Here is an 18968-nt window from a genome sequence, read left to right as displayed (position 1 = left end):
ATTATAATTTACTTAGTTTATTGGTAATAAAAACCACGCAAAATTACAAAAATTTATGCAGTTATTAACTAAAATATTATGTTTGCATTTAATTTTAATAATACCATCATGCATATATTCTACGGAAAAGCAGCTTTGATAGACTTTTTGGAATCTATTAAAACTACTCATTCCACTATTGGGTTTGTTCCAACAATGGGCGCTCTGCATCAAGGTCATCTGGCATTAATGCAAAAATCATTATTGGAAAATGAAAATACCGTTGTAAGTATTTTTGTAAATCCAACCCAATTTAACAATCCGGAAGATTTAGCAAAATATCCAAGGACATTAGAAGAAGATGTAAAAAAACTTACAGCTTTAAGTCCAAAAATTATTTTATATGCTCCAACGGTGGAAGATATTTATGATGGACAACCCGTTTCTCACTCTTTTGATTTTGATGGATTAGAAAACCAAATGGAAGGAAAATTCAGACCTGGTCATTTCAATGGTGTTGGCACCATCGTAAAACGTCTTTTTGAGATTGTAGAACCTACTAACGCTTATTTTGGCGAAAAAGATTTTCAACAATTGCAAATTGTAAAAAAAATGGTGGCTAAAAACAACTTAAATGTCAATGTTGTTGGTTGTCCAATTTATAGAGAATCCAATAATTTGGCCATGAGTTCCAGAAACGAGCGCTTATCAATCCAAGAAAGACATGAAGCCGCCATTATCTTTCAAACATTAAATATTGCTAACGAAAAATTTAAAAAGAATAGCGCCACTTCAGTAAGTGAATGGGTACAAAAATCATTCGAAAAAAATCCAATTTTTACTTTAGAATATTTTGTAATTGCGGATGAGGCCACGCTATTGCCTTGTGTAAGAAAAAATAAAAATAAAAAATACCGTGCTTTTATCGCTGTGCTTGTCAATAACATTCGTTTGATTGACACCATATCATTAATTTAATTTACTTTTGTCGCATGCAAATTCAAGTCGTAAAATCAAAAATTCATCGAGTAAAAGTAACTGGGGCCGATTTAAATTATATCGGAAGCATTACCATCGATGAAGCCTTATTAGATGCTTCTAATATAATTGAAGGTGAAAAAGTTTCTATCGTAAACATTAACAACGGAGAACGTTTTGACACCTACGCCATCAAAGGCGAAAAAAATTCTGGCGTAATAACCCTAAATGGTCCGGCAGCAAGAAAAGTTCAAAAAGATGACATCATCATCATCATTTCGTACGCTACCTTAGAATTTGAAGAAGCAAAAACCTTCAAACCTTGGATTATTTTCCCTAATGAAAACGACAATTCTTTAACGTAATATTTTAGAAATAAAATTTTACATTAAGAATCTCATTCCATATTTTTAGAAGAATTCGATTGAATCACTTTATAAAATTTAGCGCTTTCGGCATAAATTTCATAATGCGTGTTTTTATGTGTCCTGTTTTTAATAAAAGTAAATAAAGTATTATATTGGTACTCCCTTTAGAATTAATATAATTCCTAAAACAACTAAAATTATGAAACAGATACTACTCTTGTTATTCTTTTCTATTTCAGTATTTTCACAAAAAACCGTAGAAGCATTCGATTCAAAAAAATTAGGCGAAAGTCGGGAAATCACAATTGGATTGCCCGCATCCTATGAAAAGAATCCAAACAAAAGATATCCAATTCTCATTTTACTAGACGGAGATTACCTTTTTGATCCTTTTTATGGCGCTTTGAGTTACGGCGCTTATTGGGACGATTTACCGGAAACTATAATCGTTGGGATCAATCAAAATAAAAAAGACGAACGAGTAAATGACAGTAATTATGATGAAACCGATGCGATTCCCTCTGGAAAAGGCGCGCAGTTTTTCGAATTTATAGGAGGTGAACTACTGCCATATTTAGAGAAAAAATATCGGGTGGCACCTTTTCGAATTATCGCTGGACACGACACTACTGCAGGTTACTTAAACTTTTTTCTTTACAAAGATTCGCCACTATTTAACGCCTATATTTCATTGAGTCCTGAACTTGCCCCAGAAATGGAAAACCGTATTCCGGAAAAACTTTCTAAACTTAAACAACCTATTTTTTATTACCAATCCACATCGGATGGTGATGTAAAAAAGCTGCAAGAACCTATAAAAAAACTAGACGAAAACATAAAACTGGCAAACAATCCTTTACTCAATTATAAATTTGATTACTTCAAAGGAGCTTCCCATTATTCTTTAGTTTTATACTCCATTCCGAGCGCATTGTATCAGTTTTTTGATTCTTACAAACCAATTTCATCAACTGAATATACCGATAAAATTGCAATACTCCCATCTGGACATGTTGATTATCTGACTACTAAATACGATTTAATAGCAAAGAATTTAGGGCTAAAAATCCCCATTCGAATAAATGATTTCAAAGCAATTGAAGCTGCTATTTTAAAAAATAAAGACTATCAGGAATTAGATAAATTAGCTGCTATTGCCAAAAAAAACTATCCTAAATCGATGTTAAGTGATTATGAATTAGGCTTGATGTATGAAAAAACAGGCGATGCTAAAAAAGCAGCAAAAATGTATCAAAACGCCACCCAATTGGAAGAAATTGGAAATTTAACCAAAGACATGATGTTTCAAAAACTTGATGACATGAAAAGTCTAACACCAAAAAAATAATGTCAAAAGTAAAAACTACTTTTTTTTGTCAGAATTGTGGAGCTCAATATTCCAAATGGCAAGGACAGTGCAATTCCTGTAAAGAATGGAATACTATAGCGGAGGAAATTATTCAAAAACAAGAAAAAGTGGCTTGGAAGAGCGAATCCGTTTCTAGCAGCAAAGCACCGAAGCCTTTACGAATAAACGAAATTGATTCGGCTCAAGAAATCCGGATGGACACAACAGATGGCGAATTGAATCGTGTGCTTGGCGGAGGAATTGTTCCCGGTTCCCTAATCCTTTTGGGCGGTGAACCCGGCATTGGAAAAAGCACCCTTTTGCTTCAAATTTCTTTAAAATTACCCTATAAAACCTTATACGTTTCCGGTGAAGAAAGCCAGAAACAAATAAAAATGCGTGCCGAAAGAATCACTCCCAGCGGAGACAATTGTTACATCCTTACCGAAACCAAAACTCAGAATATCTTCAAACAAATTGAAGCTATCGAACCTGAAATCGTCATTATCGATTCAATTCAGACACTTCACACGGATTATATTGAATCCACACCCGGAAGTATTTCACAAATACGTGAAACCACTGCCGAACTGATAAAATTTGCCAAAGAAACTAATATTCCCGTAATTCTTATTGGGCATATTACCAAAGACGGAACTATTGCCGGTCCCAAAATATTGGAACACATGGTTGATACCGTTCTGCAATTTGAAGGTGACCGAAATCATGTGTACCGGATTTTAAGGTCTTTGAAAAATCGTTTTGGCTCTACTGCCGAAATAGGAATTTATGAAATGCTAGGAAGCGGATTGCGAGAAGTTTCGAATCCTTCGGAAATATTAATTTCACATAAAGACGAGGAATTATCCGGAACTGCCATTGCTTCCACACTAGAAGGAATGCGACCACTGATGATTGAAATCCAATCGCTGGTAAGTACCGCCGTTTATGGAACTCCACAACGCAGCACAACGGGTTATAATGCCAAACGATTGAATATGATTTTGGCGGTTTTGGAGAAGCGCGCCGGTTTTCGCTTGGGAGCAAAAGACGTTTTTCTAAACGTAACTGGAGGAATTTCCGTAGACGATCCCGCAATAGACTTAGCGGTTGTAGCGGCCATTTTATCCTCTAATGAAGATATTCCGGTGAATAAAGATTTCTGTTTTGCAGGCGAAGTTGGACTATCAGGCGAGATTCGTCCGGTAAATCGCGTGGACCAGCGTATTCAGGAAGCAGAAAAATTAGGTTTCTCTACCATTTTCGTTTCAAAATACAATAAAATCTCGTTAAAAAACACAGGAATTAAAATACGATTAGTTGCAAAAATTGAAGATGTAGTCAGCGAACTGTTTGGATAGCGTAATTAGAACCAAACTACGCAAACGAATCTCTAATCATTTGTAATGAGCACTTTATATTCAAAAGTCCGACCAGATTTATAACTTAATCTGCTCGGGCTTTCATTATTTTTTTGTAAATTTATAAAACTCAAAAATTATCTATAAAAATGAAAAAATGAAGCCATCCGATCAAACAATGATTCATTTCTACCAACTACTCGGTAAACTGTTTTATAGCATTGCATCCATAGATAAGACTGTCCGAAAAGAAGAAATTGAACAGCTTAAAAAAATTGTCAAAACCGAATGGATTCCGCTTGAAAATGCTTTGAATGAATTTGGCGATGATGCTGCTTATCAAATCGAGATTATTTTTGACTGGTTATTAGAAAACGAATGGGATTTTGAACAAGCGATTCCCGACTTTAAAATTTTTAGAAAAGAACATGAGCGTCTGTTTACTCCAGAAGTACGGATTTTAATTCTAAAAACAGCAATTGCTATTATTGCCGCATTCTCGGGGGAAAACAAATCGGAACACATTATAATAAGTCAACTAAAAAGTATTCTGCAACCATTAAATTAATAGCTTATTCTAATTCAAAAATCAAGGTTCTTTAAAATAATTTATTTACTATAAAAATATAAAAACATGAAAAGACAAACCGGCATTTGGATAGACACCTCAAAGGCAATTATTGTAACTCTTGAAGGTGGTAAAGATGAAAAAATTTCCGAAATAGACTCTGACGTTGAAAACCGTGTTTACCACGACAAGGAAGGCAACAAAGGAACCTTTTCTGGCGTTCATCATGGCAGCAGCGAAACAAAATTTGACAACCGAAAAAAACAAGAAATCGATTTTTTTGTCAAATCAGTGCTAGACTATGTGAAAGGAGCGGATGAACTCTTCGTCTTTGGTCCAGCAGAAACAAAAATAAGACTCGAACAAAAAATTCAAGATGAAAAATTATTTGCTCATAAACTAAAAGCAGTTGAAACAGCAGACAAAATGACCTTAAATGAGATTGTTGCCAAGGTTAAGAAATTCTATGTGACTCCAAAATAAATTTCAGTACTTTGGGTTACTTAATGAGAGTATTATTAATTTACAAAACCATAATTCAAACATTATGGTTTTTTTATGCTTAAAATAGTACGAAACACTTAAAAAAGTGATAAATAATAACGGATAAAGATTCGACTGCTCCTTTTTTCCTTTCCTTTACCGATAAAACAACAAAGAGATTACTATCAAATGACCCACTATTCATGAGGACTGGAAAACAAAAAATAATTCTAGCAGTAAAAGTTCTTGCTGTGCTTTTTGTAATTATGGTTATTACTTTTTTTGTTTTTAGGAAGTCTCTCTTACAACAGGTAATCACAAAAACGACCACCAAATTAAGCCGAGATTACGATAGTGATTTTTCGGTAAAAAAAGCTTCTTTTGACGGGTTTTCGGGTGTGAATATGTCTGAAATAGCATTAGTTCCAAGAAATGCCGACACGCTTTTTAAAATACAAAAATTGAAAACTAGTATCAATTTCTGGCGTTTATTAGTTGGTGATGTTCAATTAGGAACTTTAGAAATTAAAAATGGATATGTTCAGTTGGTAAAAAAAGGCGAAGTAAAAAATTTCGAAGCTTTTCTAAAAAAAGATAAGAACTTAAAAACATCCAACGACAAACGAGATTATGCCGAGTTTGCCTATCGAATTATCTCAAAAGCACTGAATTTAGTACCGACAGACATGAGTCTGGAAAATCTTTCTTTCCGCTTGGATGATAACGGGAAAAAAGCGACCATCAATTTTCAAAAACTGCGATTGGTCGATAAAGAACTCGAAACTTCAATAAAGGTTCAAACTAATACTTTTACCCAAAGATGGAAAATAAAAGGTTTTGCTGATCCAAGAAATAAAAAAGCGGACATTCGGTTCTTCAATATTGATACCGGCGCCATCAAAGTCCCTTATTTTGATGAACGTTATAACCTGAAATCGAGCTTTGACTCCATTCGATTGAATATTCAAAACATAGATCGAGATGGGGATAAACTGCATATCGATGGTTTCACTTCCATTAAAAATTTAAAAATCAACCATCCAAAAATTGCCAGTAAAGATGTAGTAATTAAGAACGCTCGTTTTGACTACCGATTCTTGCTGGGTTCTGATTTTATTTCGATTGACAGTAGCTCAACCGTTCAATTTAACAAAATAAAATTCCATCCTTATGTGGCTTATGAAACCGAAAAAGATACGGTTTACAAGCTCAAAGTAGCTATTCCAAAGATGAAAGCACAGGATTTCATCTCTTCGCTTCCTGACGGTTTGTTTACCCATTTTCAAGGAATGGAAGCCGAAGGTAATTTTGATTACAATTTGAACTTTTCTTTCAACAAAAACAAACCTGATCAACTCGTTTTTGACAGCAAAATAAACAAAGAAAATCTAAAAATTATTAAATATGGCGAAGCCAATCTCAACAAGCTAAATGGCGAATTTATTTATCGCGCTCTAATAAAAGATGTGTTGCAACGTCCTATTTTAGTTGGCTCAGCCAATTCAAACTATACTCCTTTAAACCAAATTTCGCCTTATTTAAGAAAATGTGTTTTGACGACAGAGGATCCTTCGTTCTTTTCGCATCACGGTTTTATCAATGAAGCGTTCAAGCAATCCATTATAAAAAATATCAAAACCAAAAAATTCTCTCGCGGTGCCAGTACCATAAGTATGCAGTTAGTGAAAAATGTTTTTCTGACCAGAGAAAAAACTTTGTCGCGCAAACTCGAAGAAATACTGCTGGTTTACATCCTTGAAAACAACAGAATCGCAAGTAAAGAACGCATGCTTGAAGTGTATTTTAATATTATTGAATGGGGTCCAAACGTTTATGGAATAGGCGAAGCAAGTCGGTTTTACTTCCAGAAAAGCCCATCTGAATTATCGCTAAATGAGTGCTTATATCTTGCCCGAATTATCCCAAGTCCAAAGAAATTCATGTATCAGTTTAATGATCAGGGAATGCTAAAAGAATTTGCTACAAGACAAGAATCTTTTTTAACGAATATCATGTTTCGAAGAGGACTTCTGAGCACTGATGACACTATTTATAAATCACAACGCATCATTATTTCTGGGCCGGCAAGATCTTTTATTAGAATAAGAGCACACTAACTACAGAATTAAAAATAGATTCAACAGCAGTTGATGAAGAATTTGATCTTTAACCCAATAAATCACCAAGTCAATTTTTGAAATTCACAGCACTATATTTTCATTCCGACGAATGAGGAATCTATTGCTGAGATTCCTCATTCGTCGGAATGACAAATAGTATGGTTAGTTTTCCTTATGGTGCCGGATCTGGAATTATAGCCTGCACTTCGTCAATTGCTTTTAGAATTTCCTCCGAAAGTGATACCGTAGTAGTATCAATATTTTCAATTAATTGCTCCATTGTTGTTGCTCCAATAATTGTGCTGGTCACAAACTGCTGTTGCTCTATAAATGCTAATGACAATTGGGTTAAAGTCAATCCGTTTTTCTTTGCGATTTCCTGATACAATCTTGTTGCTTCCGTACATTGCTCGCTATTGTATCGCGAGAACTGCGGAAACAATTTAATCCTGGCATCTGGATGACTTTCACCCGTTAGAAATTTGCCGGACAAAACACCAAAAGCCATTGGAGAATACGCCAATAAACCCACGTTTTCTCTTAAACAAGCTTCGGCAGAACCGTTTTCAAAAAGTCTATTCAATAAGGAATAAGGATTTTGAACCGTTTTAATTCTTGGCAAATTATTGTACTTACTTTCTTCCAGAAAACGCATGATTCCCCATGGAGTTTCATTTGAAAGTCCAATGTGATTTATTTTTCCTTCTTTCACGAAACCATCTAAAGTCTCCAGAACGTTATGAATATTATCTTCCCAGGCATCGTCTTGCACTTTGAAACCGCGTTGTCCAAAAAAATTAGTTTTGCGCTCCGGCCAATGCAATTGATACAAATCGATATAATCTGTTTGCAGTCGTTGCAAACTTTGGTCTAAAGCAAATTTGATACTTGCAGGCGAGAAATCATTTTTTTCACGCATGTAGGTGAAATTGGGATTTGGTCCGGCAATTTTTGAAGCCAAAACTATTTCCTCTCTTTTTCCTGATTTTTTGAACCAAGTTCCAAGAATTTTCTCGGTACTTCCGTAAGTTTCTTGACGTGCAGGAACAGAATACATCTCGGCAGTGTCAAAAAAATTGATTCCATTTTCGAATGCATAATCCATTTGCGCATGACCTTCAGCTTCTGAATTTTGTTGTCCAAAAGTCATCGTGCCAAGGCAAATTTTACTCACTTTTATAGCGGTATTCGGTAAAGTCGTGTATTTCATATTTAAGGAAATTGTATTTTATTTTTTCGAAAACAAAGATAAAACTTGTTTGCTGTTTAGATTTACTGTTAACAGAAAATTGAGAAACGTTTACAGAATGTTAAAGAAAAATATAACCGCTAATTCGCGAATTAAAAACCCCTCAATTGAAAGATAGAATTAGCGTATTAGCGGTTAAAAAAAGGTTTTTTAAAACCATTAAGAAATTAAGCTTTTTAAGAATCAATACTTAATTTGATGGTGAAACTTATAATTACTGGATATTTTAACCTTAATTAATCTCATTCAACATTTTAGAAATTTCATCTAATCTTGGGGTGAGAATAATCTCGATTCTACGATTTTTTGCTTTTCCTTCGGCAGTTGCATTACTTACTAAAGGGGAGAATTCCCCTCTTCCGGCAGCGGTAAGATTTTGTTTGTTGATTTTCTTGTTTTCACTTAAAATAGCAACAATTGCAGTAGCTCTTTTAGTAGATAAATCCCAGTTGTCAGTAATAGGACCAGCAGCTGCAAAAGCATCATCATCAGTATGTCCTTCTATTAGTACTGAAATATCAGGGTTGTCACCCAATACTTTTCCTACTTCAATAACCGCTTTTTTCCCTTCAGAACCTACTGCCCAACTTCCTGAATTGAAAAGTAATTTGTTTTCCATGGAAACATACACTTTTCCGTTTTTTTGTTCGACTGTCAACCCTTTACCTTCAAAACTATTCAAGGCTTTTGACAGCGTTTCTTTTAGTTTTTTCATGCTGGCTTCTTTGGCGGCAATCAAATTTTCTAATTCTTGCAAACGTTGTGCGCTTTTATTCAAACTTTCTTGTTCTAATGCCAATGCTTTGCCTTTCTCTTCTAACTGTTCCAATAAATCACGGTTTTTCTTCATGTTGCTTTGCAAAGCATCGCTACTGTTCTTCTCTAATGCAACGTAAGAATCTTGTAAAACCTTAAATTTATTTTGAGCGGACGCATAGTCCATTTTCTGTTTATCCAGTTCTGATTTTGATTTATTTAAATCTGATTTTAAAGCTTCGCGGTCTAATTCCAACTGACTTTTTGCTTTTAACAAATCGGTATTTTCATCCGATATGCTTCTGTTTTCTTTCTTTAAATCGGCGAATTTACTTTCTAAATCATTGTATATTTTTTTAGATACACAAGAAGTTGAAAGTGCTACTACTAACAATCCGATGGAAATTCTTTTTATCATTTTTGTTTCTATTTATTGTTATTTCTATTTTCTATTTTTAATTCAAAACTTGAATTAGAATGGGATTACCTAGCCCTGATAGAAGCGACATCCTTTTCTTGTCTCGTCTCGTCTTTTGGGACGAGACGAGACAAGAAAAGATATAGCGAATAGCAGGAAAAAGCTCCAAATACCGCTATAAATTCAGCATAAACTACTACTCGATTTCTACCAAAATAGGGCAGTGATCCGAGTGCACGGCATCTGATAAAATAACGGCTCTTTTGAGTTTATGTTTTAACGAATCGCTGACTAAATTGTAATCAATACGCCATCCTTTGTTGTTGCCTCTTGCTCCGGCGCGGTAACTCCACCAGGAATACTGATGTGGCTCGCTGTTGAAATGACGGAAACTATCTACAAATCCAGACTTCATAAATCCATCGAGCCACGCTCTTTCCTGTGGCAAAAATCCGGAAACGGTTTTGTTTCGGACTGGATCGTGAATATCGATTGCTTCGTGGCAAATGTTGTAATCCCCGCAGATAACAAGATTTGGGATTTCTTTTTTCAATTCGGTAATATAATTTTGAAAATCATCCATGAACATGAATTTATGATCCAATCGATCAATATTTGTTCCGGACGGTAAGTACAAACTCATTACAGAAAACGCATCAAAATCAGCCCGGAGGTTTCTTCCTTCAAAATCCATGTGGTGAATTCCAGTTCCCTGAACCACATTGTTGGGTTTAATTTTAGAAAGTATAGCCACGCCGCTATATCCTTTTTTGGTCGCTGAGTAATAATACTGATACGGATAGCCTGCTTTTGTAATAGCATCTACCGGGATTTGGTCTTCGGTCGCTTTGATTTCCTGCAGACAAATAATATCTGGATTTGCTAGTTGCAACCAGTCGATAAACCCTTTTGAAATGGCGGCTCTGATTCCGTTGACGTTATAGGAAATAATTCTCATTAATTTTATTTTTGTGTTCCAAAAGTAATAAAAAAGTATAAGTTTGATTCAGAAAAACAAAGAAAATGGAGTTTTTTGCTATCTTTGTTTCTTGCTCTAAAAACAATAAATTACATGGGTCTAGTTACCGCTAAAGAAGTTGCGAAGGCAATAAATACTGACAAGTACGGAGTTTTAGGTACTTTTTCAGGCTGGTTGCTTATGAAGGTTCTAAAAATTTCTACGTTAAACACCGTATACGACCGAAATAAACACTTGAAGGATGTTGCCTTTTTAAATGGCATATTAGATGATTTACAAATAAAATTCGAAATTCCGGAAGAAGACCTAAAACGTTTACCCAAAGAAGGTGCTTATATTACCATTTCTAACCACCCTTTGGGAGGGATTGATGGTGTTTTGTTGTTGAAATTAATGCTCGAAAGAGAACCTAATTTCAAGATTATTGCTAATTTTCTTTTACATCGAATTGAGCCACTGAAGAAATACATCATGCCGGTAAATCCATTCGAAAACCACAAAGATGCAAAATCGAGTGTCGTTGGGATCAAAGAAACATTGCGTCATTTAAGTGACGGAAAACCTTTGGGGATGTTTCCTGCAGGAGAAGTTTCTACCTATAAAGACGGAAAATTAGTTGTAGACAAAGCATGGGAAGAAGGCGCCATTAAAGTAATCCGCAAAGCACAAGTGCCCGTTGTCCCTATTTATTTTCATGCCAAAAACAGCAGGTTGTTTTATTTGCTTTCGAAAATCAGTGGAACTTTGCGAACTGCCAAATTACCTTCGGAAGTATTCAGTCAAAAGCGACGCGTAATAAAAGTTCGTATAGGAAAACCAATTTCAGTAAACGAACAAAACGAATATAAAACTATAGAGGAATACTCTGAATTTTTGAGGAAGAAAACCTACATGTTAGCGAATCCTTTCGAAAAAGAAAGTAAACTATTGAATACTCCAACTTTAAAAATTCCGAAAAGTCCAAAGACAATCGCAACACCGGCTAATCAACAAAAAATGATTTCCGAAGTGGACTTTTTAAGAGACCATGATTGCCGACTTTTACAGAGTAAAAATTATGAAGTCTTTTTTACCGAAGCCAATAAAATTCCAAATGTACTGCACGAAATTGGTCGATTACGAGAAATTACTTTTAGAGAAGTAGGAGAAGGAACCAATGAATCTATAGATCTTGACAAATTTGACAAGTACTATCACCATATGTTTTTATGGGATGATGATGCCAAAAAAGTTGCCGGCGCTTATAGAATGGGGTTGGGTTCTGAAATTTATCCAAAATATGGAATGGACGGTTTTTACCTGAACGACCTTTTCCGATTTGAACCAGAATTGCACGATATGATGCACAAATCGATTGAAATGGGTCGTGCCTTCATCGTTAAAGAGTACCAACAAAAACCAATGCCCCTTTTCTTGTTGTGGAAAGGAATCATTCACACCACACTTCGGTATCCTGAGCATAAATTCCTGCTCGGCGGCGTGAGTATTAGCAATCAATTCTCTGATTTTTCGAAATCGCTGATGATTGAATTTATGAAATCAAATTATTACGATCCATATATCGCACAATACATCCATCCCAAAAAAGCATTTAAGGTAAAACTGAAAGATGCCGATAAAGATTTTATTTTTGATGAGGCCGAATCTGATTTGAATAAATTTGACAAAATCATTGATGAACTGGAGCCAGGAAGTTTACGTTTGCCGGTTTTGATTAAAAAATACATTAAACAAAACGCGAGAGTAGTCGCTTTCAATGTGGATCCTTTATTCAACAATGCCGTTGATGGTTTGATGTATATTCGGATTGCCGATATTCCGGAAAGCACCATGAAACCTGTTATGGAAGAATTTCAAGCAGAACTGGAGCGAAAATTAAATGAAAAAGAAGAAGCCGAAAATGAAGAATTGGAATAATATCCAAATTTTATAAAAGACAAAAATCCCGTTTGCTGGGCAAACGGGATTTTTTTTATGTTTTAAAACCAGCCTTTTTTACCAACCTGATAGGTCTGGTAAAACTCTTCGTCTGATTTTGTTAAATATATTACTCCTTCAATAAGACCTAATATAGCGGTTACCGTTCCACAGGTACAAAGACTGATGATTAACCATATTATTCCTTCCGACGTATAGCCTAAAAGAAATTTATGAATACCGAATGGACCTAAAAGTATGGCCAAAATACCGGCTGGTAATTTTTTATTATCCCGGTAAACTGGCTGGGGATTATTCCATGCTTCTTGTTTTGAATTTTCCATTAGTTGATAGTTATATAGTTGGTTTAGTTAATAACAGTTGATTTAAATTATTATAATGCATTGTCAATTGGCTCCCAAAGTTCGATTTTGTTTCCTTCGATATCCAAAATCATAAGACTCTATTTCAACAAAAATGTTACATTGACTGTAAATAAATTTAATCCTACACAACTTATATTTTGGCTTGACCAAAATAAACAGATTTAATTTTGTCGACAATTACCTGTGCCAATCTTTCATGGCTTTCGAATGTCCAACCGGCAATATGTGGCGTCAGAATCACATTCTTGGCATGCAACAAATATTGAAATGCTTCCGGAGTATTCCCATCATGGAACAGCGTTTCAAAAGATAATTTCTCGTATTCCAATACATCCAAACCAGCGCCAAGAATTTTCCCGGATTGCATTGCCGCAACTAAATCAGCCGTCACAATGTTTTTGCCTCGAGACGTATTTATAATCCAAAATGATTTTGCAAAAGCGTTGATAAATTCCTCATTTACCATTTTATCAGTTTGTGGTGTCCAAGGAATATGTAAACTCAGCACTTCCGCTTTTAATTGCAATTCTTCTAAAGAAACCTGCTTGGCATTGTTATCGCCCACATTTTCCAAAATATCATAAAATAATACCTCAACATCAAAACCGCGAAGTTTTTTGGCAAACCATTTTCCCATATTTCCGTAGCCAATAATCCCAACGATTTTACCGTCCAGCTCATGACCCCGATTACTTTCTCTATTCCAGTGGCCGGATCGTATCTCCTGATCTGCTTGGTTCAATTTATTAAAAAGCGACAAAATCATACCCAAAGTATGTTCAGCAACTGCATTTCTATTGCCTTCGGGTGCGGCAATAAGTTCAACGTTTTTTGACAATGCATAGTCACAATCAATACTTTCCAGTCCTGCTCCAACACGTGCTATGAATTTCAAATTTGTCGCTTTATCTAGAAATGTTTTATCAATATTAAATCGGCTCCGAATGACAATTCCCTGATAATCCTGAATTTTAGCTTCGATTTCTTCTTTTGAGGATGAAAAATCTTCGTGGTTTGTAAACCCCGCTTGTTGCAATTGTTCCATAAGAATAGGATGATTGCTATCGATATGAAGTATTTTGATATCCATAAATAATTATTGTTTTTGCTATCCAAAATTAACAAAAAAAGATGGTATTTTATTTTAAGAAAAAAGATTCCATCAAAAAGTTGTAAATTTGCATCCTTAAGAATTTGCTACTTACTGAAGCAATTTATTACAAATGAAATCCAAAATGAAATTATCGAAACCTTTTAAGGCCTTTTTCAATAGTGAGAAAGCAGGAGGACTCCTTTTGCTCTTTGCGACCATTCTCTCTTTATATCTCGCCAATTCCCCAATGCAAACACAATATATTGCCTTTTGGGAAACCCAAGTTAGCCACCACTCGATTACCCATTGGATTAATGACGGGCTAATGACGATCTTTTTTCTATTAATAGGTTTAGAATTAGAGCGCGAAATTTACAATGGGGAGTTATCCAGTATTAAAAATGCGGCCTTACCCATTTTTGGTGCCGTAGGCGGAATGATTGTTCCAGCTGGAATCTTTTTATTATTAAATTTTGGGACGAATACACAAAATGGAGCAGGAATTCCCATGGCAACAGATATTGCATTTGCTATTGGGATTTTATCTCTCTTAGGAAATAGGGTTCCTAAATCTTTAAAAATATTTTTGACTGCGCTAGCAGTAATTGATGACTTGGGTGCCATCATTGTCATTGCTATATTTTACACCTCAACTATAGCATTTGTGAATTTATTCATTGCTTTAGGTATTCTTGGTGGTTTATTTATTTTGAATCGAATGAAAGTCCATAGCTTATTTCCTTACCTGATTGGCGGAGTTCTGATGTGGTATTTCATGCTTAATTCTGGCGTTCATGCTACTATAACTGGCGTACTATTGGCTTTTGTTATTCCGTTTGGTGACGGAGGTAAAAAAACATCGTCCTATAAAATTCAACATTTTTTACACAATCCCGTTGCATTCTTTATTCTGCCTGTCTTTGCGATGGCCAATACTTGTATCGCTATCAGTTCAGACTGGCAAGACGGACTGAATCATCCCAATACCATCGGTATTATACTAGGATTAGTTATAGGGAAACCATTAGGGATTTGGCTTTTTTCATTCTTAGCTGTTAGTGTAAGAATTTGTGCATTACCTGATGAATTGAAATGGAAAAACATTCTAGGCGCAGGAATGCTAGGTGGAATTGGTTTTACCATGTCAATTTTCATAACCTTACTTGCTTTCAAAAATGATGGAGAAGAAGTAATTATCTATTCAAAAATTGCCATTCTTATTGCTTCTGTAATTGCTGGACTAGTTGGTTTCATTTGGCTAAAATTCACTTTTAGACGATCAAAAAAAGTAAAGAAAGAGATTGCGTAATATAAAAAACTTATGTTTTTTTTGAAATTTCACCTATTGTAATTCGCTACAGAAGGGGTCAAAATGTAAAAACAATATGCCTCTTTTAACTTCTATATGGTGGAAAATAAAAAAACCCATTTCTAGATTAAAAAATTAGAAATGGGTTTCTTATTAAACAATTTGTGTAAAGTAGTGTTTTTTCATACGTTTTTTTTAAAAATTACAGTTTTCAGTTAAAACGGCAACACCTTTTTGCCTCCGAATAAAAAAATTGAAATTTTGTCGTAAAAATTGTAAAATAGCTTTTTCATAATAATGTTTATTAATCGTTAGACTTAATTTAACACATTACTAGGTAAAAACAGTAGAATTGGATTGCTATACAAAATTACGTATAATCGGTCTTAATATACAAAAAAAATCCATTTTTTTTTTCGACTAACTACATATAAATCAGTGTCCTTGTACAAAATAGACTACGTAAATTATTTTTAAATAAACTTCTTAATAGGTTTCGAAAAATAAAACATTTCAATGATTCAGAATTTGAAACTATCCTTTTATTTGCTTCAAAGAAGTTTTGATTCCTCGTATCAAGGATGAACTGAAGCCGTGCATTTCCATTTCGTTCAATCCCGCGATGGTGCAGCCTTGTGGCGTGGTGACACGATCAATTAATTGTTCTGGGTGAATTTGTTCTTCCATAATCATTTCAGCAGCACCTTTTACGGTTTGTGCTGAAATGGCTAGTGCAGTTTGCCAGTCAAATCCTATTTCGATTCCGGCTTGCATCGACGCCCGAATGTAACGCAAGGCAAAAGCCGTTCCGCTGGCCGCAAGAACCGTTGCCGCATCCATCAATTTCTCGTCAATAATAGGAGCGGTTCCTAAATCTTGGAAAAGAGCTACCACGTTTTGCACTTTCTCTTTGTCTTTTTCATGAAAAGCAATACAGGTTGCCGATGCGCCAAATTGTGATGCGATATTCGGCATGATTCGGATAGCGCTATTCGAAGCACCTATCTTATTTTGTAAATTTTCAATAGACAATCCACTCACCGCCGAAGCGATTACTTTATTAGAAATCACAGGAAGGATTTCGGTTAAAACGGTCTCTACCTGATACGGTTTTATGGTAAGAATAATAATATCTGCATCTTGAATTTCATGTTTATTATCTGTGGAAACCGTTACGCCTAATTCCTCTAAATAAAGAATGCTCGTTGTATTTCTTCGGGTTATGGTGATTTGATTTCCTTGCGAAAATTTCGACAATCCTTTTGCAATAGCGACACCTAGGTTACCTCCGCCAATTATGTGAATTTTCATTTTATTTTTAGTTGTTGTGGTTATTTAATAGCTCGAATGGTGGTTATTCATTCGGTTTTTTCTAAAATTAAATTCCTAAAATCAGATTTGCAATTCCAAAATAAATCATAATTCCAAATACATCATTTGTTGTTGTGATAAATGGCCCTGTGGCAATAGCGGGATCAATGTTATTTTTATGCAGAAAAAGAGGCACCAAGGTTCCTAAAATTGCTGCAAATAAAATGACTACCACTATCGATATTGATATTGCCATTCCTACTTGAAACTGCCCGTACATAAACGTATGATAGCCCAAAACCATCATAGCGATTATAGTTCCGGAAATCATGGCAACGGCTATTTCCTTACTAAAATAACTACGACTAAATTCTTTCAATGTACCATTAGCCAACCCTTGAACAATAATTGCCGATGCTTGAACCCCAATATTTCCAGCCGTTGCCGATAGCAAAGGCATAAAAATAATAAGTGTGTAAAATTTTTGAGAAGTAGCTTCATTACCTTTTATAACATAAGATGCTATCAGCTCAATTAACATACCCATCAACAACCAAGGCAAACGCGCTTTAGTATGCTCATAAATACTGTCATTCGTTTCAACATCCTGGGTAATACCCGCGGCCAATTGGTAATCTTTATCGGCTTCGTCCTTGATTACATCTATAATATCATCAATCGTAATTCGACCAACAAGTCGCCCCAATTCATCAACCACAGGAATCGCCTCTAAATCGTATTTCTGCATGATTCGGGCAACCTCTATATCTTCAGTATCTACATTTACTGAGTTTAGTTTTCGAATATAAATATCATTAATAGGCGTTTTTGTTGACGTCGTCAATAAATCCTTGAGCGACAAACGTCCTTTTAACCTATTTTCATCATCTATCACATATATAGAATGTACTCTGGAAATATTTTCTGCTTGAATACGCATTTCTTTTACACAAGTAAGGACATTCCAATTTTCATTGACCTTAACCATTTCCTTGTGCATGATTCCACCAGCGGTGTCTTCTTTATAACGAAGCAAATCAACAATATCCTTGGCATGCTCAACATCTAGAAGTTCTGATATTACCTCGGCTTTCAAATCTTTCGAAAGCTCTGCGATAATATCTGCCGCATCATTCGTCTCTAATTCATCCAGCTCTTCAGCGATTTCCTTTGGCGAAAGCCTGCTTAGGATATTTTCACGCAAATCATCTTCTAATTCAAGAAGAATTTCGGCGGTTTTATCACTGTCTAATACTTTAAAAATATAAGTTGCTTCGTCAAAATCAAGCTCGTCCAGAATTTCGGCAATATCAGCGTGGTGCATATCATTCAGTAAAACCTCCAATTGCTTGTCGTTTTTACTTACAATAAGTTGCTCCAATTCATGGATTAGTTCTTTGCTGATTTTAAACTCCATCGGCTTCTATTTTTTGGGTAAGTTCTATGAACTGTTCTACATTAAGTTGTTCTGGTCGAAGATCAAAAACAGGGTCTTCTCTCAGTTTATCTGACAAATTTAAGGTTTTTAAACTGTTACGCAAAGTCTTTCTGCGTTGTTGAAAAGCAGTTTTAACCACCGTGAAAAATAATTTTTCGCCACAAGGTAAACTGTAATCCTTCTTTCTACGCAAACGCAAAACCCCTGATTTTACTTTTGGTGGCGGTATAAAAACATTTTCATCCACCGTAAATAAATATTCAGCGTCATAAAATGCCTGAACTAAAACCGATAAAATCCCATACGCTTTAGTTCCCTTTTTTTCACAAATACGCTGCGCCACTTCTTTCTGGAACATTCCGGCAAATTCCGGAATTTGATTGCGATATTCCAACGCTCTAAATACAATTTGAGTCGAAATGTTATAAGGGAAATTCCCAATTATTGCGAATTGCTTTCCTTCAAAAATTTCGTTGATGTTGTATTTCAAGAAATCTTTAGAAATGATTTTATCCTTTAATTTTGGATAATTTTCATCTAAATAAGTCACTGATTCCGGATCGATTTCTATAACGTAAGTATTGATTGGCTTGTCCAATAAATATTTCGTCAAAACACCCATTCCCGGTCCTATTTCCAATATATCATCGTATCCTTCTAGATTCAAAGTGTCGGCAATATCCTTAGCGATGCTTTCATCTTTCAAGAAATGTTGTCCGAGGTGTTTTTTGGCTTTTACTTTTTCCATTTTTATGCTGAATTTATTTCAGTATCTTTTTATTTTGCCATGAATTCCGAAGTTTCGGAAACAAAGGCGCAAAGTATTTTTTATATTTTGTTTTGCCAAGAAGGCGCACAGACACAAAGTCTGTTTATATATTTTTTAAATTGGAACTTGAAATCGCAA

General features: G+C 35.0%; 17 protein-coding genes. 9 read left to right on the top strand and 8 right to left on the bottom strand.

The genetic code is table 11. The features are described 5' to 3' along the window. Positions 1 to 78: 78 nt before the first annotated feature. The 7 genes from panC to H4V97_RS10425 all read left to right on the top strand — a co-directional run bounded on the left by panC (position 79) and on the right by H4V97_RS10425 (position 7202). Positions 79 to 957, top strand: coding sequence for a pantoate--beta-alanine ligase (gene panC / locus H4V97_RS10455; protein WP_209549682.1), 879 nt, complete (start codon positions 79 to 81; stop codon positions 955 to 957). 14 nt (positions 958 to 971) lie between these two features. Then, positions 972 to 1322, top strand: a complete 351-nt coding sequence (panD, locus tag H4V97_RS10450; protein ID WP_209549681.1) for an aspartate 1-decarboxylase — start codon at positions 972 to 974, stop codon at positions 1320 to 1322. 202 nt (positions 1323 to 1524) lie between these two features. Next, positions 1525 to 2673: an alpha/beta hydrolase gene (locus H4V97_RS10445; RefSeq protein WP_209549680.1), complete on the top strand. Its 1149-nt coding sequence runs from the start codon at positions 1525 to 1527 to the stop codon at positions 2671 to 2673. Then, on the top strand, positions 2673 to 4034 hold the full coding sequence (radA, locus tag H4V97_RS10440; RefSeq protein WP_209549679.1) for a DNA repair protein RadA: 1362 nt from the start codon (positions 2673 to 2675) through the stop codon (positions 4032 to 4034). The genes H4V97_RS10445 and radA overlap by 1 nt, the downstream gene beginning before the upstream one ends. Positions 4035 to 4191: 157 nt before the next feature. Then, the gene (locus H4V97_RS10435; RefSeq protein ID WP_245345225.1) at positions 4192 to 4602 is read left to right on the top strand and encodes a hypothetical protein; all 411 of its coding nucleotides are present in this window, start codon (positions 4192 to 4194) and stop codon (positions 4600 to 4602) included. Between the two features lie 66 nt (positions 4603 to 4668). After that, positions 4669 to 5085 carry a hypothetical protein gene (locus tag H4V97_RS10430; RefSeq protein WP_196850327.1) on the top strand — a complete coding sequence of 139 codons (417 nt, stop codon included), beginning with the start codon at positions 4669 to 4671 and terminating at the stop codon, positions 5083 to 5085. A 203-nt stretch (positions 5086 to 5288) separates the two neighbouring features. After that, complete coding sequence (locus tag H4V97_RS10425) at positions 5289 to 7202, top strand: transglycosylase domain-containing protein (RefSeq protein ID WP_245345224.1); 1914 nt, start codon at positions 5289 to 5291, stop codon at positions 7200 to 7202. A gap of 175 nt (positions 7203 to 7377) precedes the next feature. On the opposite strand, the gene H4V97_RS10420 is transcribed toward H4V97_RS10425, so the two are convergent. From H4V97_RS10420 to H4V97_RS10410, 3 genes are all read right to left on the bottom strand, one after another. Further along, the gene (locus H4V97_RS10420) at positions 7378 to 8415 is read right to left on the bottom strand and encodes an aldo/keto reductase (RefSeq protein ID WP_196850329.1); all 1038 of its coding nucleotides are present in this window, start codon (positions 8413 to 8415) and stop codon (positions 7378 to 7380) included. Positions 8416 to 8686: 271 nt separating this feature from the next. After that, positions 8687 to 9628 (bottom strand): OmpA family protein, encoded by a 942-nt coding sequence (locus tag H4V97_RS10415; protein ID WP_209549678.1) that lies wholly within the window; start codon positions 9626 to 9628, stop codon positions 8687 to 8689. A gap of 196 nt (positions 9629 to 9824) precedes the next feature. Continuing rightward, a complete protein-coding gene (locus H4V97_RS10410; protein ID WP_209549677.1) occupies positions 9825 to 10586 on the bottom strand; it encodes an exodeoxyribonuclease III in 762 nt (253 codons plus the stop codon). 114 nt (positions 10587 to 10700) lie between these two features. On the opposite strand from H4V97_RS10410, the gene H4V97_RS10405 reads away from it, so the two are divergent. Next, a complete protein-coding gene (locus tag H4V97_RS10405) occupies positions 10701 to 12524 on the top strand; it encodes a GNAT family N-acyltransferase (protein ID WP_196850332.1) in 1824 nt (607 codons plus the stop codon). A 62-nt stretch (positions 12525 to 12586) separates the two neighbouring features. On the opposite strand, the gene H4V97_RS10400 is transcribed toward H4V97_RS10405, so the two are convergent. Both H4V97_RS10400 and H4V97_RS10395 read right to left on the bottom strand, forming a co-directional pair. After that, positions 12587 to 12868, bottom strand: coding sequence for a TM2 domain-containing protein (locus H4V97_RS10400; RefSeq protein ID WP_196850333.1), 282 nt, complete (start codon positions 12866 to 12868; stop codon positions 12587 to 12589). A 172-nt stretch (positions 12869 to 13040) separates the two neighbouring features. Next, complete coding sequence (locus H4V97_RS10395) at positions 13041 to 14000, bottom strand: 2-hydroxyacid dehydrogenase (RefSeq protein WP_209549676.1); 960 nt, start codon at positions 13998 to 14000, stop codon at positions 13041 to 13043. A 145-nt stretch (positions 14001 to 14145) separates the two neighbouring features. Here H4V97_RS10395 and nhaA point away from each other — a divergent pair, with 145 nt between their 5' ends. Continuing rightward, positions 14146 to 15312, top strand: a complete 1167-nt coding sequence (gene nhaA / locus H4V97_RS10390; protein ID WP_209549675.1) for a Na+/H+ antiporter NhaA — start codon at positions 14146 to 14148, stop codon at positions 15310 to 15312. A gap of 534 nt (positions 15313 to 15846) precedes the next feature. On the opposite strand, the gene proC is transcribed toward nhaA, so the two are convergent. The 3 genes from proC to rsmA all read right to left on the bottom strand — a co-directional run bounded on the left by proC (position 15847) and on the right by rsmA (position 18809). Beyond that, positions 15847 to 16623, bottom strand: coding sequence for a pyrroline-5-carboxylate reductase (gene proC / locus H4V97_RS10385; RefSeq protein WP_209549674.1), 777 nt, complete (start codon positions 16621 to 16623; stop codon positions 15847 to 15849). Between the two features lie 67 nt (positions 16624 to 16690). Further along, positions 16691 to 18040 carry a magnesium transporter gene (gene mgtE / locus H4V97_RS10380; protein WP_209549673.1) on the bottom strand — a complete coding sequence of 450 codons (1350 nt, stop codon included), beginning with the start codon at positions 18038 to 18040 and terminating at the stop codon, positions 16691 to 16693. Continuing rightward, the gene (gene rsmA / locus H4V97_RS10375; protein ID WP_196850338.1) at positions 18030 to 18809 is read right to left on the bottom strand and encodes a 16S rRNA (adenine(1518)-N(6)/adenine(1519)-N(6))-dimethyltransferase RsmA; all 780 of its coding nucleotides are present in this window, start codon (positions 18807 to 18809) and stop codon (positions 18030 to 18032) included. Before rsmA ends, mgtE begins: the two co-directional genes overlap by 11 nt. Positions 18810 to 18968: the final 159 nt, after the last annotated feature.

This window comes from Flavobacterium sp. CG_23.5, assembly GCF_017875765.1.
GTDB lineage: Bacteria > Bacteroidota > Bacteroidia > Flavobacteriales > Flavobacteriaceae > Flavobacterium.
Note: the sequence above shows the minus strand (reverse complement) of the source record. Positions and strands in the feature narration are given on the sequence as shown.